The sequence below is a fragment of the Dialister invisus DSM 15470 genome (assembly GCF_000160055.1).
Taxonomy (GTDB): Bacteria; Bacillota; Negativicutes; order Veillonellales; family Dialisteraceae; genus Dialister; species Dialister invisus.
The window spans coordinates 740800-756718 of record NZ_GG698602.1; the positions used below are offsets into that span (position 1 = coordinate 740800).

The 15919-nt window shown below is 36.2% G+C and carries 19 protein-coding genes; 2 read left to right on the plus strand and 17 right to left on the minus strand.

The window, feature by feature from the left end; translation table 11 throughout:
• Positions 1-18: 18 nt before the first annotated feature.
• The 11 genes from GCWU000321_RS03600 to GCWU000321_RS03650 form a co-directional block, all read right to left on the minus strand.
• Positions 19-528, minus strand: a complete 510-nt coding sequence (locus GCWU000321_RS03600) for an NYN domain-containing protein (RefSeq protein ID WP_040381206.1) — start codon at positions 526-528, stop codon at positions 19-21.
• A 1-nt stretch (position 529) separates the two neighbouring features.
• Positions 530-1378 (minus strand): 23S rRNA (guanosine(2251)-2'-O)-methyltransferase RlmB, encoded by an 849-nt coding sequence (rlmB, locus tag GCWU000321_RS03605; RefSeq protein WP_007069727.1) that lies wholly within the window; start codon positions 1376-1378, stop codon positions 530-532.
• Positions 1371-1838 carry a Mini-ribonuclease 3 gene (locus GCWU000321_RS03610; protein WP_007069728.1) on the minus strand — a complete coding sequence of 156 codons (468 nt, stop codon included), beginning with the start codon at positions 1836-1838 and terminating at the stop codon, positions 1371-1373. Before GCWU000321_RS03610 ends, rlmB begins: the two co-directional genes overlap by 8 nt.
• Positions 1828-3273: a cysteine--tRNA ligase gene (gene cysS / locus GCWU000321_RS03615; protein ID WP_040381209.1), complete on the minus strand. Its 1446-nt coding sequence runs from the start codon at positions 3271-3273 to the stop codon at positions 1828-1830. Before cysS ends, GCWU000321_RS03610 begins: the two co-directional genes overlap by 11 nt.
• A gap of 626 nt (positions 3274-3899) precedes the next feature.
• Positions 3900-4250 carry a hypothetical protein gene (locus GCWU000321_RS03620; RefSeq protein ID WP_007069731.1) on the minus strand — a complete coding sequence of 117 codons (351 nt, stop codon included), beginning with the start codon at positions 4248-4250 and terminating at the stop codon, positions 3900-3902.
• A gap of 181 nt (positions 4251-4431) precedes the next feature.
• Positions 4432-4788 carry a hypothetical protein gene (locus tag GCWU000321_RS03625; RefSeq protein ID WP_040381212.1) on the minus strand — a complete coding sequence of 119 codons (357 nt, stop codon included), beginning with the start codon at positions 4786-4788 and terminating at the stop codon, positions 4432-4434.
• A gap of 239 nt (positions 4789-5027) precedes the next feature.
• A complete protein-coding gene (locus GCWU000321_RS03630; protein WP_007069733.1) occupies positions 5028-5309 on the minus strand; it encodes a WapI family immunity protein in 282 nt (93 codons plus the stop codon).
• A 559-nt stretch (positions 5310-5868) separates the two neighbouring features.
• Positions 5869-6360: an SF0329 family protein gene (locus GCWU000321_RS09840; RefSeq protein ID WP_007069734.1), complete on the minus strand. Its 492-nt coding sequence runs from the start codon at positions 6358-6360 to the stop codon at positions 5869-5871.
• Positions 6361-6625: 265 nt separating this feature from the next.
• Positions 6626-7336, minus strand: a complete 711-nt coding sequence (locus tag GCWU000321_RS03640; protein ID WP_007069736.1) for a hypothetical protein — start codon at positions 7334-7336, stop codon at positions 6626-6628.
• Positions 7337-7501: 165 nt separating this feature from the next.
• The gene (locus tag GCWU000321_RS03645) at positions 7502-7888 is read right to left on the minus strand and encodes a YfbM family protein (RefSeq protein WP_277352338.1); all 387 of its coding nucleotides are present in this window, start codon (positions 7886-7888) and stop codon (positions 7502-7504) included.
• Between the two features lie 229 nt (positions 7889-8117).
• The gene (locus tag GCWU000321_RS03650; RefSeq protein ID WP_007069738.1) at positions 8118-8474 is read right to left on the minus strand and encodes a hypothetical protein; all 357 of its coding nucleotides are present in this window, start codon (positions 8472-8474) and stop codon (positions 8118-8120) included.
• Between the two features lie 395 nt (positions 8475-8869).
• Here GCWU000321_RS03650 and GCWU000321_RS09690 point away from each other — a divergent pair, with 395 nt between their 5' ends.
• Positions 8870-9148, plus strand: a complete 279-nt coding sequence (locus tag GCWU000321_RS09690) for a transposase (protein WP_007069739.1) — start codon at positions 8870-8872, stop codon at positions 9146-9148.
• Positions 9149-9165: 17 nt separating this feature from the next.
• Complete coding sequence (locus tag GCWU000321_RS03660; protein ID WP_244835139.1) at positions 9166-10011, plus strand: IS3 family transposase; 846 nt, start codon at positions 9166-9168, stop codon at positions 10009-10011.
• Positions 10012-10114: 103 nt separating this feature from the next.
• On the opposite strand, the gene GCWU000321_RS09545 is transcribed toward GCWU000321_RS03660, so the two are convergent.
• From GCWU000321_RS09545 to GCWU000321_RS03685, 6 genes are all read right to left on the minus strand, one after another.
• Positions 10115-10378, minus strand: coding sequence for a hypothetical protein (locus tag GCWU000321_RS09545; protein WP_156777736.1), 264 nt, complete (start codon positions 10376-10378; stop codon positions 10115-10117).
• A gap of 186 nt (positions 10379-10564) precedes the next feature.
• Entirely contained in the window at positions 10565-10741 is a 177-nt protein-coding gene (locus GCWU000321_RS09550; RefSeq protein WP_007069742.1) for a hypothetical protein, read from the minus strand.
• 155 nt (positions 10742-10896) lie between these two features.
• Positions 10897-12405, minus strand: coding sequence for an AIPR family protein (locus GCWU000321_RS03670; protein WP_007069743.1), 1509 nt, complete (start codon positions 12403-12405; stop codon positions 10897-10899).
• Positions 12406-12933: 528 nt separating this feature from the next.
• The gene (locus GCWU000321_RS03675; RefSeq protein ID WP_007069744.1) at positions 12934-13116 is read right to left on the minus strand and encodes a hypothetical protein; all 183 of its coding nucleotides are present in this window, start codon (positions 13114-13116) and stop codon (positions 12934-12936) included.
• 146 nt (positions 13117-13262) lie between these two features.
• A complete protein-coding gene (locus GCWU000321_RS03680; RefSeq protein WP_156777737.1) occupies positions 13263-14345 on the minus strand; it encodes a hypothetical protein in 1083 nt (360 codons plus the stop codon).
• Between the two features lie 21 nt (positions 14346-14366).
• Positions 14367-15806, minus strand: a complete 1440-nt coding sequence (locus tag GCWU000321_RS03685; protein ID WP_007069746.1) for a DUF5677 domain-containing protein — start codon at positions 15804-15806, stop codon at positions 14367-14369.
• Positions 15807-15919: the final 113 nt, after the last annotated feature.

Below are 15919 nucleotides of genomic sequence, written 5' to 3' on the forward strand. Positions count from 1 at the left end.
TAAAGCACCTCTGTCACACTACTTTCTTCTTAACCTTTCCAGCTTATCCTGCACGGATGAAGGAATGTGCCTTCCGATCTCACTCCGTGGATTCGCCATATTATTCCGGCGCATAAAAATCGTCTGCACTTTCTTATCTTCATTCCACGACCGCACCAGGTCGGAAACCGCCATACGGTAAGCGCCGTTTCCCAGCACCTGGTTCTGTTCCGCGCCATCCGATGTCACAACGAAAATAGAACGATACTCATCTCGCCTTTTATATGATTCCATTTCAATATAACTATCCGCCGTCATTTTCGACGGTGTGTACACCACATGGAAAAAGGGGGAAACCGTTTCCACTTTCGCTTTTAAAGAACGGCTATTCCCGTCAAAAACGACAATCACCTCCACGTCGTTATGAGCTCCATAGTCCTGCATAAGATCTACCAGCTTTTTGCGGCTCGACTCCAAATCGATCCGAGGAAACTCTTCGGGAAGCCAAAAGATAACATTGTATCCGTCAATCAAGTATAAATCTTTCATCTCAATTCCTCTGCCGGACTGCCTCATACATGAGAAGCGCTGCGGCAACAGATACATTCAGAGATGACACTTTGCCTCTCATCGGAATGCGTACACAGAAATCACACATTCTTTTGGTGAGAGGACTTATGCCTTTTCCTTCCGCTCCCATAACGATAACCAGAGGACCTTTCAAATCCGCCTGATACAGATCACCGCCGTCCATATCAGCGCCGACTGCCCAAAACCCCCGTTCTTTCAGTTTTTCCAGTGTCTGCCGGATATTTCCAATCTGACAGACCGGAAGATAAGCAAAAGCACCTGACGCCGTCTTCATAGCGGCCGCCGTCACCGGTGAACTTCTATGCTTGGGAAGCAGTACCGCCGCCGCCCCCGCACATTCCGCTGTGCGGACAATCGCACCTATATTTCTCACATCTTCCACACCATCAAGAAGAATAAGCAGGGGATCCTTTCTTTCACAAGACGAAAGCACCTCTTCCAAATCAGCATATGCATAAGGCTTCAAAGACGCGGCCACTCCCTGATGCCGGACACCTTCCGTCAAACGGTCAAGCGTCCTTTCCTCCGTTTCGATAGCAGCGACACCGAGACGTTCCGCTTCTTCCGCCAGCGCTAAAAGGCGGCCATCTTTTTTCCCCGATTTTATGAAAACTTTTTTTACCTGTCCTGCACGCAGAGATTCCAGTACGCTGTTCCGGCCGCCGATAAAACAGGTTTCCTCTTCCTTTCTCCTGCCCCCAGAAGAAAATCCCCTTTCCCCACGTATGGATTGGTCTCCGCTCCTTCTTTTCTCATGCGGATCGCATTTCCGTTCCTTTTTATCAAGGGAAACCCTTCTGTTATTCATCGTGAAACTCCCTTGCCAAATAAGAAAGCCCGCGTCCCATAAGGAAATCAAGCCTTTCCTTCTGCCGTGACAGATAGAGATACCCCAGGAGCCCTTCAAATGCCGTAGACTCCCTGTATTCCTCTACGGTAGCACTTTTCGGCACTGTAGAATGGGTATTCCTTGCCCTTTTGCAAACTTTTAATTCTCTGTCGGAAAGTAATTCTTTTATCTCAAAAAGGATACGGCTCTGCTGGCGGGCGGACACCATCTCCGATGCCAGGCTGTTTAATATCTGCACATTGTAAATCCCTGTATCAATCAGCGCTTTTCTGACAAAAAATGACCAGCATACATCACCGATATACGCCAGTGTCAGCGCATCCATGGCAAAAATATCCTGTTCACCCAATTCAGGGGATCCTCTCCCCAGTTTTTGCGCCATTTGCTTTTTCAGAAAAAGAACCCTTTTAAACTCCACGTCTCTTCCACCTTGCGCCGGTCGGCGTATCTTCGATTACGATACCTGCGGCATCCAGCCTGTCACGGATTTCATCGGCAATTTTGTACATTTTTTCTTTTCTCGCCGTCTGGCGGACTGCCAGAATGATATCCATCAGATCATTATAAGATTTGTCATCCGGAGAATCCGTCTTTTCCCATACCTCTTCAAGAATTCCCAAGATGTCCATAATCGTTTTCAAAGCGGTATACGCCTTTTCTACCGCTTCATGATCCACACTGAGGCCGCCGTCTACCGCAGTCCCGTAAATATTGATTGCTTTCGCCAGGTCAAACATGGCGCCGGTGGCAAGTCCCGTATTGAAATCATCATCCATCGCTTCATGGAAGGCCTTCAGCGACTCTTCCGCCGCTTTCTCAAGAGAACGGGATGCGTCTGTTTTTTCAGCACCTTCTTTAGCCGCTAATTCTTTCAGCCGTCTGATAACCCCTGACAAACGTTCCATATTCTTCTCCGCTTCGTCCAGACGGTCACGGGAATAATCCAGCGGATTTCTGTACTGGACAGACAGCAGGAAATAACGGAGCGCATCGCCGGAATATTCTTTCAGCACGTCCTTCGCCAGGAAGAAATTATTCAAGGACTTGCTCATCTTTTCCGAGTTAATCGTAATAAATCCGTTATGCAGCCAGTAATTGACAAACTTGCACCCTGTGCATCCTTCCGACTGGGCGATTTCATTTTCATGATGCGGGAAAATCAGATCGCTGCCGCCGCCATGGAAATCAAAAGTCTTTCCCAGATAATGGACAGACATGGCGGAGCATTCAATGTGCCAGCCGGGACGTCCCTTTCCCCAGGGACTTTCCCAGAACGGTTCACCCGGTTTGGCCCCCTTCCAGAGAGCAAAATCGCCGGGATTGCGTTTTCCCTCATTGACCTCGATACGTGCGCCTGCCAGCATGTCATCAATCTTACGTCCGGATAACGCTCCGTAATGCTCAAAAGTGGAAATATCATAATAAACATCATTTCCTAATACATAGGCATGGCCTTTATCAATCAGCCCCTGCACCATATCAATGATATCCTGCATATGGTCGGACACACGGGGATACACATCCGCCCGCCGCACATGCATGGCGTCCATCACTTGGAAATAAGCATCAATATACCTGTCGGAAATCGTTTTCCAGTCAGACCCCTCGGCATTTGCCTTATTGATAATTTTATCGTCCACGTCGGTAAAATTCTGCACAAATTCTACTTTATAGCCGATATGCTTCAGATAGCGGCAGATCACATCCCAGGTCACCGCCGGACGGGCATTCCCGATATGGGGGTGATTGTACGGTGTGACGCCGCAGACATAAATCTTGACTTCCCCCGGCACCAATGGCCGGAATACCGTTTTCTCTCCTGTCAGCGTATTATACACCTTGATTTCTTCCATCTTCATTCCTCCAAATCTCATTCACTCATACAAATCAAAAGACCGCCGCCTCACAGAGACGGTGGCCCGCAATTCCACTCTGCCGGCTGAAAAGCCGTCCATACATTAACGCACATTCACGGAAGAAGATACAAGAATCCGATTCCTTCCCCTCTCCAGCTCACAAATGCATTTCCTCAAACTCATGACAGACGGCTCCCATCGTCCCGCCCTCTCTTCAGACATGAAGTAAGAATACTTCTTTTGCTCATCGCCTTTACATTCAATTGGAAAGCACAAACAGCTGACCTGGTTTTTGACCCCACACCCGCCTGCTGGAGCGTTCGCTACCCGGCACTTGCCTCTCACTACTAACCCTCTCGATTTCCTCGGCAGGACTTACTTCTAAGCCGCACCATGCTCAGTATTCTTTTAAACACCTTACGTGGATCGCTTTGCCTGCGACTGGCATCGACTTTCAACCACAGACCTGTTAATGCTTATGTATCATTATAGAAGTTTTTATATAGACAGTCAATATTGATTTTTATCAATCAGTGTGCCGGCTGCAGATAAAAGAAATATTTCCTGTACCCTCCTTTTCACAAGAGAAAACCGCTCCGAAGAGCGGCCTCCCATCCATTTTATTACCTTGCGCCTTTTTGCTCCTTTTCATAAACGATTTTAATCGTTCCCCTGCGTTTTGCGTCAAATTGGACTCGTCCCGGTTCCGTCCGCACAAAACGATACGTTGTGATATTGCGGATATAATCATTTCCATTGACATAATCACCGGATACGCCCTTGATTGTCTGTGTCGCATAAATATCGCGTCCGTGAATATCCACATATTTTATATATACATAAGCATCCTCCACCTTTTGAGCGGCAGGATGAGACCGGGGACCGTCCCAAACAGCGGCCTCCGACGGAAAAATAAAGAAAGGCGCAGCAGCTGCCATAACCCAGATCATCCACATTCTCAGCGTCCTGTTCATAAAATTACCTCCTTCACTTTTCTGCTAAAATGCAATATAAAATAATAAAATGTATTCCTCATCCTCATTTTATCATACATTTAGTGAAAATCAATTTTCTGCGAATCTCACAAGTAATGACATCACAGCTGTTTTGAGCTGTCAAATTAAACCATTTCCGTATCTGAAATAATTACGGACATCACTGATCAGGAATGTATTCTTTCCATTTGCCATTTTCAAGAATTTCCAATTTTCCCCACTGGGGTTCACCGATATCACGCCCTTTTACTCTTATCGGTAAAAAAGCATCGTGCTGGCAATAAGGCAGCGGATCATCTATAAGAATCCAGCCTTTTTCATTCACAAGATCATTCCAATCCTCATAGACATCTTCAACCGTTTTATACCAATAATCAAATGAACATTGAACGGCATCCTTTTGGCAATACATAAACAGATATACTCCATCTTTTTTCGTCTGATACAGCATGATTTTATATATGTAATCTTTCTTGTTTGTTTTTATCGGTTCTTTTAAGTATGCATATCTTCTCATTTGTATTTTCCCTACTACCATTTTACTGATGAGCTTTCATGCTCCCACCGCTCTGAAATCCGGCAATCCATTTCGGATAAAGAATTTAGATGATTATATCCACCCCGCTTGTCAAAATGAAGTAAAACAGTTCCATAATCTGTCAGACGTTTTTATCCTATGCTCCATAATTTTGAAATATATTAATTATCTTCTGCCATCTCCTGTTTATTCATGCTTCTGCTCTCAATACCATTTGATCACTCAGCATATTTACCGTAATCGGCAAACAGTGTTTTTGCAAAACATCCAAGATAGGTCTGATCTACTTCATTTTCAAATGTCAGTTCATGTCCATATCCAACACCCATTTTATTATGAATATAGCCTTTAATGCGAATATGTCCGCCTGTCACAGCCGTAAATTCTAAAAAACAGTGCATACTATATGGTTCTTCCAGTCTTACCGATCCGCTCAGGGTCTCATAAAGCTTATTCAAATTCACCGCGAAATCAGATAAAGCAATGTCATCAATATCCATAATAGAATCCGCAGAAAAAGTTACTTGACACTTTAACCTGAAGACTATTCGCCTTGGGGTACGGAAAATTATCCTGATGAATTCCAGGCAGCAACTCTAATGAAAAATTTTCAGTTTCCAGCTTGTACATATGACCTCCAAAACAAAAATATTATGTCATCCTCATCTGTGAACTTTTTCACAATATATTATCCATGCGCACTATAAATTTATATAACAGAAAGAATGATCTTTAATATACTTTTGTACTTTCTGACTAAGCATCTTGCCCTTACAAACTTTTAGAAATTCTGAATGACAACTTTCTATTTCACTTTATCGTATCCATCTTATTAGCGTCAATATCAATAAACGTCCCACGATTTGACGAGCTCGATCAAGTCCGGTTTTCCGAAGACATCATATCCACAAAATCCTCCCTGCAAAAGTAGAAAGCTTTCTGAACGATTTAAAACCTGAATGTATTAAAATAAGCACATAGCTGAAAGGTTTTGCAATCTTAAAGTTATGTGCCTTGTTTTATATAATATTCAATTATCTATTATCTGTGCAAACCAGATTATATCAGTCCCTCCGCCTTCAAACGAATGGCATAAAATTCCTGAAATGTATCCGGTTCTTCTGCTATCGTTTCTTTCATTAAAGCTAACCTTCTTTTACCAACACGCCTATCTAATACAGCAAATATCCGTACGATTAAATTTTCACTCTTCAAACTCATTTCGATACTTTGCTGATCAAATTCTGCAAAGGCATTATAAAAACAACGCTGATCAAATATGCCCAACTGTAAGGCTGTATCATCTATAAAGGCAAATTCTTTTTTCATGCGTTTTTCATATTTTTCATCTTTGGGAAATAAATCTGCTTTCATCCAATTATTGTAATAACATCCTTTGATAATTTCTTTTCCATCATACCTTATTGCCGCCCGTCCCTCATGATCAGGACTTCTGCTATATGATGTCGCATAATACTGAATATGCCCCCGCAGACTTGGGGCTAAATATTCCGTTTCCAGCTTTTTTCTTATACCGCTCCAGCTTGACATTCTCTCTTCTCCAAAAATTTATCAATCACTATTTTCTACAAAAACATCTCTGCAAGATGATGGAATACCTTCCAAACAATTTATATGACAGGAGTTTTTGTTCTGTAAAATCTCTAAAATACTGTATTTTCAACCATTTTTTACAGAAACACATTTGTTACCGTTATTCCCACTCTTCATATAAAACCTGCTGCCCATTATATAATTTGACTTATAAGTCGTTGGAGAAGAAAACGTTTATAAAAACAGTCGCATAATCTAATACTTATTCTTGTGGTTCTACAAAAAAATTCTTATAAACACTAGATATTTCTTTTAGTTTTTCACTGATTAAAGGATCTAAATATTTAAAAATCCCATCAACTAACTCGTCTCCGGCTCTCCCCACTATTCTCCCACTTAATTTTTTAAGAATGGAAGAGAGTATTCCCTTAAATCCCAATTCTTCTCTTGCACCACATTTAACTAATGCTTCCGTTATTTTCTTTCGTGATTCATTCGGAATCATATCTTCAAATATTGTGATATAAGCTTCCTCTGATAATTTAATCAATTCAGCGGAAAAGGAACCATCCGTAATATATCCCAATCTTTTAAGTTTCCACCTCAAATGATCTGATAATAATGGATTACTAATTTCAATTGCAATTTTATCATTTTCCTTAAAGAAAATAGGGGTAGACAGTAACTCCCTTAATTCTTTATCCAGCATTTCTTCTGATGAGTTACGCATTTTCGCTTCATATAACAAATTTCTTGCCTTTGCTCTGGTCACTTTCAAATTGGATACAATGTGATATAAATCAGGATCTTTTTCTATAATCTTTAAATCTTGCAGCTTCATAAAAAGCAATATATCGAAATCCCTTTTAGACATAGACCCATACGCAGGGTTCATATAGGCAGTGATTAATTCTTTAAAAACTCTTTTCACTTCTTTGGAGTCAACGCCATCAATTCGATCTACAAACATCATATCCCCCCTCTGTCATTTAATATAAAGCCCATTTTCTTAGCAGGTCTATGAAAAACAAGTCACCTGCTTCATGCTCAGCAGAATTAAAACTCTGTAATATTTTCAGAGATATATCTATAAGATTTATTCAATTCACCCGATAAACCGGGATTTATCTATACTCTTTCAACAAATAGTAACCATTACATTACCATTCACTTCTAATATTTTCTTATAGAAGTCTTTCAGATTTTGAAAGTAATCCATTAGTTCTTCTTTTATTTCATCCGTTTCTTCTTCATAAGTCCAAATGTCCGGATATATATTTGCTTGTTTGCATTCTTTCATACTGAAATTTTCCATAACTTTTTCTATATCAAAATGATCAAGAGCAAAAACTATATCCTTAATCCTAGACTTTTCTGTATAAGATATAAACTCTTCCACACCTTCAATAAATGACACACCTACAACCGCTTCACTAAAAGGGTTGTTTTTTATAGGCTTACTGCTGCTTACTCCTGTAAGCACGAAATGAAGTGCATCCCACATCTTATCTAAATCAAGTCGTATTTCTACATCCTCATTTCACTCTTTTGCCTCCCCAAAAGTTTCATTCTCTTCTGAATAGAAAGCCCTAAGCTCCTTTAGGTTTTTATCACTTAAATATTTATAATTTGCTATTATCCCCATTTTTCACTTCCTTCCACATACTGTAATTTATTTCCTGTTTTCTTTGTGCTTATCGTCAAATTTTATGAGGGGGTGAACAAACATACCGCCCCCTCAACATAGAGCAGTCCTATGTCTCTTCCCATCCTCCTGCCTGCCCATCATATTTTGCAAACTCACCGGTATCCGTAAATTCAGATGCTGTCAGTCCCACTTCAAAAATACAATCAAAGTCATTCGAAGTTGAAAAATACAATGCACTGTCTGTCAGTAACGCTTCTCCAAAATCAGCATGTTCAAATCTTTTCCCGTCGCTGTTATTCCCTACCAGTTTATACTGATATTTCAACAAACGGTTTTCCAATGCTGACTGCTGCTCCGGTGTGAATTTTTCCAGATTCTCCTCCTTTTCAAAGAAATCGGGTTGTGCTGACTGCTGTTCTTTCTGTTTTGTTTTAACAGAGAACAACGAAATTGTGTAACTCATTTACGATCCGCCTCCTTATAAATATTATAATTTACCTATTCACTTCACTATTTCCATAAAAGCCTCCCACCTAAATGATGGAAGGCTTTTTAAATAATTTATCACCTTATTTTTCTTCGGTCAATGAGTGCAACTCCGTAAACTCGCTCAATTCAACAACTCCCTTTTAGACCTACTTTTAGAGCTTCTTAGTATCGAAACAGTATCATTCAGGAGTATAACAGCAGAAGCATATTTGTTTATTGCCACTCCCATTTTTCTTTTTCTACTGCTCATTTTATCCGAAGCCCTTTAAGATAAAGACTTTTCGTTTATTTCATATGGTGTTAGTATAAATTAGTGGACACATAAAATGCGACACATTAAACTTTTGTATAGGAAAGGATGTGTTGCAAATGGTGCATAACAACAAGAGGTATTCTGAGGAATTTAAGAAACAGATTGTAAACTTACACCTTTCCGGAAAATCAGTTAAAGCGCTCGCAAATGAATATGGCTTAGTCGAGCAAACAATTTACAAATGGAAGAAGCTCTATGCTCCTACTCTTCAAGTAAATGAGAAGCAAACTATTTCTATGAAGGAATATCAAAAACTCCAAAAGAAAATACATGAACTTGAACTGGAAAATGAAATATTAAAAAAAGCTACAGCCATATTCGCCAAAGAACAATAACCGCAATCGTTACTTTCATAACAGCATATCAAAATAAGTATCCTATCAAACTTATGTGTAAGGTACTCAATATGAATCGCAGCACCTTTTACAAATGTATTCACCATGTCCCTTCTAATCGGGAAATTGAAAATCAAAAGTTAGATGCAGATATTTTGGCAATCTATTACGATACAAATTACCGTTACGGAGCGCCAAAGATCTGTGATGACCTTCATGACAGAGGCTGGCATGTCAGTTTAAAACGTGTGCAGCGAAGAATGGCTGCTATGGGGATTCGTTCTATCGTCATCAAGAAATACCGTCATGTCTCAAACAATGTCCATGTCGATGAAAAAGAAAATATATTAAATCAGGATTTTACAGCGACCGGCATTAACCAAAAATGGTGTACAGATATTACCTATATATTCACACAAAAAGACGGTTGGACATATCTGGCATCAGTAATGGATTTATATAGTCGCAGGATTATCGGGTGGGCTTATGATACATCAATGACTGCTGAACTTGCAGTAAAGGCTGTGCGTAATGCTTGTATGAATGTTTCTGATACGGAAGGAATCATTATTCAAAGCGATTTAGGGACGCAGTATACAAGTGAATTATTTGAACAATATCTTACAAATCATAAAATACGGCATTCATTCAGTCGAAAAGGTTGTCCTTACGATAATGCTTGTATTGAATCATTTCATTCTTTGCTAAAAAAGGAAGAAGTGTATTGTAAAACGTATAAGGATTCAAAAGATGCCTATCAGAGTATCTTCGAATATATCGAGTCATGGTACAATCACAGGAGAAAGCATAGTAGCCTTGGCTATCAGATCCCGGATGAAGTGCATGCGGGGAGTGTGGCATAAAAGTCGCAATTTTAGTGTCCACCATATTGTCCTAAGACCAATACAAGGAAATTTACCTGATTTAAACTCATTTTATACCCATTCTAACCCCAACTAAATTCACCTAGTTATTTCTTTTATTCTTAGGAATATATTCCCTAATATCATTGACAAAAAACGCCAAAATATCTCCTTGTTTTAATCCGCTCTTTTTTTGTCCCATGTCTTTTCTAATTTCAAAAATAATGTCTTCAAGTATAAAAAGATTATCAGTTGGATTTTTATTTTCAGCTTGACTCATTTTACGAAAAGCAAGCCATTTTTTAATTACCTTATTCGAGCCCCATAATGTTAATTTTTTAGAAAAACTTAATATATCATCTAACATTTCCTTCTCAGTATATTTTTGAGGTTCCTTCGCATTTTTCTGTATTTTATATACCATTTCAATAAATTCTGAATATGGTTCCTCCCTTTTCCCATATAAATATCTTTTTGTATTCTGACGGTACTCTATTATTTTAGATACTACTCAACTAATCACAATACCCAAAATTGATACACTACCAGTTATTTATGCAACAATAACCACAGCATTCATATTTGATGCAACTTGATTAAGTCTATCAATGAAATTTCCTACATACCCTAAGAGTACTTCTAATAACCAAACAATAATATAACCTATTATTGCGATCAATACTATACCTAGAATTATGTCTTTAATGGAACTCAATTTGTTTTCTTTCAATCTATTATCTCCATTTCATCCCCTCTATTCTCACTCGATATGTTCATTGATATCGTTTTATATATACGGCATATAATCAATGTTTTGTTATCAAATTTAGCCTTATTATACTATTTATTTCTGTTTATATGATTTTCTGTAAGCACAAGAAATTATTATAAATTGCCTATATACTGTTTTATTTCTTTAAAAAGTTTAGTGTTTTTAGTCAATGCAGAAATATTTCTAACGCCATCTGGATAAGTCTCAATTATATTTTTGTGTATTAAAAGTATTGCATCCTTAATTAACTTTTCATCATTAAATTCTATTTTTTGATTTTTATATTTATCCTTTAATAATTTTGCTGTATTTAATATAACTATATCACCTGTATTCATAAACAAATACTGATCAATCTTATTCAAAAAATCAGAATGAGGTATACCTAAAAAGTCAGATATTTCCGTCTTATTTTCATTTCTTCTAGTCCTTCTATAGCTGGTTATTATTTTGCTAATTTCCCTATACATATTATTAGCTTCTATAACCCTATCTGCATTTATGTCCATCAATATTTCATCAATTTTGTTTTTATCAAACAATAGACCTTTTCCTCTTTTAGCTGTAGAAGCATACTCATCAAGCCAATATCCTACATAATGTTGTATAACGCTTTCTAATTTTATTGGAACAAGATTATTAAGACCCTTTCCTCCATAATGTTTTTTATATTCAAACTCATTAATTTGCCTTTCTAGATAGTACCCTTTATTTTCTAATGATTTTTGCAAGTCTCTAATTATTGTGTGATTTGCTATAAAATAACTATCTTTTATTGGATTTTGAGAATTCAAATACTCCGTAATCTTCATTCTTTCATTATAATCTGATATTTCAATAATCCTTGTCAAAATATCCACTCCATTTTCAAGTTTGTTTTGAGTGTATAAATCATATAAAGATGTTACTGTTTGACACCCATTTACTATAGATACCCCTTTTAAAGAAACACTCAATTTATTTGGACTATTATTAACTTTATCGCATATAATAGTAACTCCATTATTATAGAAATAGAACATTTCACTTTCTTTAGGATTAGATGCTGTAGCCTTAATCGAATTGTTAACACTAGTTTTCCCCTCGTACAATCTTATATTTTCATCAAAAATAGTTTCAATACTATTTTCAATAGAAGATATAAGTGACTTACCATTAACCAATCCAACATATGATTTTATATTCATTAAATCTATATCATATGCAGAAGCCAACTGTTTATATGAAAGTGTAATCTCTAAATCATTTTTCCTATTCATTTTTTCATATATATTAGAAATTATTGATTTATCATGAATTTTTATTTGTAATTCACTGCCATAATCTTTTTTAAAGTTTTTAGCAAAGTTTTCTACTAAATTTTTATTAGCAATTGCATCTATGCCTTTGTTAAAGCTAACAAAATAAATCTTAAAACTAAAAATATCCATATCATTTATTCGTTCTTTAAATTGGTTAAACTGAATATTTGATTCTTGATTCGTTGTTTTATCAATTAACAAATTAAAACCATTAAAAGTTTTTAATATATCTCCCTGGCTTATTTCAGAATTAATACCATTTATATCATTCGGAAACTTGAATTGCATTACAGTTAGTTCTTTTTCTTCTTCATTTAGCAAGATTGCATCGATACCATTATCGCCAAAACCGTCAATTATTGCTTCACCGATCTCTTGTTCTTCTAAAAATAAATGATTTTTTAGATACCAATGTATAAATGCATTTGATGAATTTTTATAATCATAATTTTCTTTTATCTCATCAACTGACTCTTTAATTTGTTATAATATGATTCATATTTAGTAACTGCCATTTTCTCCTCCTAGTTAATAATTAACTTTTATACTCCCCAGTAGCCTCTTTTATCATTCCATCATACCAATCTATCGTCTCTAATGGCATTTCATTGGTGTTAGTTTATCTATTCTTTTATTAAAATACGGGAAAACTTTCAAAGGAAAACGCTCTTATTCCCACTCAATAATTACCATAACATATTTGTTTCTCTTTTTATATATCAGTATTTATTTAGTTTCTATTTTTAGCTGTTTTTATACCTGTTTTTCATAGTTTTTGAATTATTTAGTATCATATCAGTATCAAGAGTGATACTACAGTAACAAGCAAATCTTCCGATATAGTACCAACTATTTTTCGATAACACTTCTAAACTCTTTTGCTACTGAATAGTGAAATTTTGTTGCTTCTTCCCCTTCTGCCTTGCCTTTCCTTAGCTTTTCTTCTGTCGGTGGAATTCTAAATAAATTAGCACTCAATTCTTTATTTTTGTAAAAACCTTTGATCTTCTGTAGCTTCGTCAATGTATCCATGAAAGGTAACCTCGTCCTCATTGTTCGTACTTCCAATAACCTGTCGCCCTGCTTCTCGATAGCTGTTGCCTGCAGTCATAACGACACAGACTTGTCAGTTCACGAAGAACCGAATTCAAAAATTCAGTTTCTATATTCCTTTGCAATTAACTCATTTCCAATTTTTCTATATAATCTTTTGCTTTTTCAACTATATCAGAAATTCTTGGATATCCATCTTCTTCGATTACTATGTTCTCAAGAATATAATCAATAAGAACGCCTTCACCCATTTTCTGCTTTACTTCCTCATAATCCCATTCAGAAAAATCAAATTTCTTTTGTAATATATAAGGTACAAGTACTTGCAAATAATCGAGTATATCAAATTTACCATTTATACTTGAATGAAAAAGCAAATCAAAATATTGAAAAGCAATATCATTCCTAATATATGGCATAATTCTTAAGTTCTGCATACAATTAAATGTTGCCATCGCCCCCATGCAATGCTGAATTACTAAGATAAAAAATAGATCAGATTCACTCATCGATTCCATGAACGGAATATACTCTTTTTCGGCATTAAGAGCTTTTTTACATTTTTCTTCTATTGACAATTTACTATCTTCAATAGAATCAAAAACCAATCTTTCTTTTATCCAGCTGTATAAATGGTTATCTAACTCCTCATATGAAGAATTATCATTCTTCATTTCCTCAATAGAACCATACCGCTTAGAAAAAAACGACAATAACATTTGTTCCGCAGCATCAACAAGCGCCTTATGATATTCGTCGTTATCTGTAGTAGTTATTGTTTCTAATGGAATTACAAAAAAGTCTTCAGAATACTCACGTAAAAGCACAAGCATATCAGAAAAACAATCCTTTAAATATCTATTTGCTGTTTCAAAATTTACTTCACCATCTGTTCCATGATAAAAAGACGTCATTTTCATTAATGGATCATTTACTAACTTACATCCTTTTACAATAATATACTCTTTGTGACCAGAATTTTTTATATCCAATCTTACAGCCCCTGATAAATATGTTACATTATCCTCTTTATCAATATTTGAAAGAAAATAACGTATATAACGTTTCTGACGATACCAAAATAAGCGAACTTCTCCTATCAGTCTCTTAATATCTTCTTGTTCAAAACAATCTATTTTGTCTTCGTATTTTTCAAGAATAGAAAGATATTCCTTCATTATTCTCTTTAATGGTTTTGTTTCGATCAACCTAATTTCTCCCTCCTGAACTTACTCAACATAATAGAAATCCGGAAGTTCAATATATCCTGAAATAAGTTCAAATAATTTCCTCATAATCATATCACAATCATCTTGCACGCTTCTTAATTTCTGTTCGGCATAATAATCAGGGACAGTATGGTAATTATGGGCTGGATTGTCACATATAAGCATTGAAGTTTCTCTTATTGCTCCCCAAAAACCGTGAGTAAAATTTGTTCCATATTCGTAGTAAATTTCATACAACATTAGTTCATCACACAAAGTAAATTTTTTGTTTATCTGAGTTTTGTCAAAGTATCCAAAACTAGTATTAACAAATGCTTCGTCCATATCCTCATTAACAAGAAGTTCCATGATTCTTTGGTGAAACTGCGCATCATCAGAAACAGAATATTTCCCTTCCCTCATCTTGGCCATAACAAGCTTGTACTTCCCAAGTCCATAAGCCTTAAATCTATTATACACATCAGGAATTTCTTTTTCTTGCAACATAATATATTTCAAATTTATGTAACTTTCCACCATAGTTCTAAAAAGTATCCTTCCGCTTATGTTGTTCTCAAGTTTTTTTTCTGATATTTCTCTGTAAATTTTATAAATATAGCAAGTAAGCCCCATTATAACCGCATACTTTTCATCCATCTTTTTGTCATCATTAGTCGCAGCAATATAATCAATAACTTTTGTTATCTTATCAAAGAATTTCATTTTTTCACTTCCATCCCACAGTATTATTAATGGATTACATTCAGATACTTCTCCCAATCTTCCCCATATCAGTTTTGAAAATTCTTTACTACTATCAATACTACATAACCCTTGAAATGTTGACCTTATTACAGGTCTATACTTCCTCATTATCTCATCAGAATGATCATATTTGTAATAAGCAGTCAATGCCTGTGGCAATAGATCTACTCCACTTGAAATATGTAATCTCCCACTCTTTACATAGAACCAATCCAAGGCGAAACATATATCTGTTGTAAGCTCATCATGAAATTTACTACATTCTTTAATTATTGTAAAAAGTTCAGAAATGCTCTCATCAATATTTATCGAATAATCAAAAAAGAAATTATAAAAGACATCATCTATATCTGGTGTCACAACAATTGTAAATGAAGCCAATACATCACGATCCACATATTTTAAGACGATAGACCAAAAACGCTCTCTTTTTTCTCGCTCTAAGTCAAGTATTTTCGAAAACTGAGGAACACATATCGACCATGAGTTTAATTCATCAATAATATGATAAATTCTCTCTAAGCCTCTTTTTCTCCCGTATTTATGAATAATTAGCCCAATCCATAAAAATTCTGGAAGCCAATTCTGAGACCAGCTCGATAAACTTAACGCAGATCCAAGCCCTTCCGGATCGGTATAAGGAGTATATAGTGTATCACCTTTTTTTATATGCTTTGATAGTTCGATTCTATCCATCAAAATGACTCCTCTCAATATAATAATAAATATATCTATTTCTCTTCTTCAAACAATAAAGAAAACCTTATCCCCTATTTTAATTATCTGTGCAAATTCAGACATCCTACATT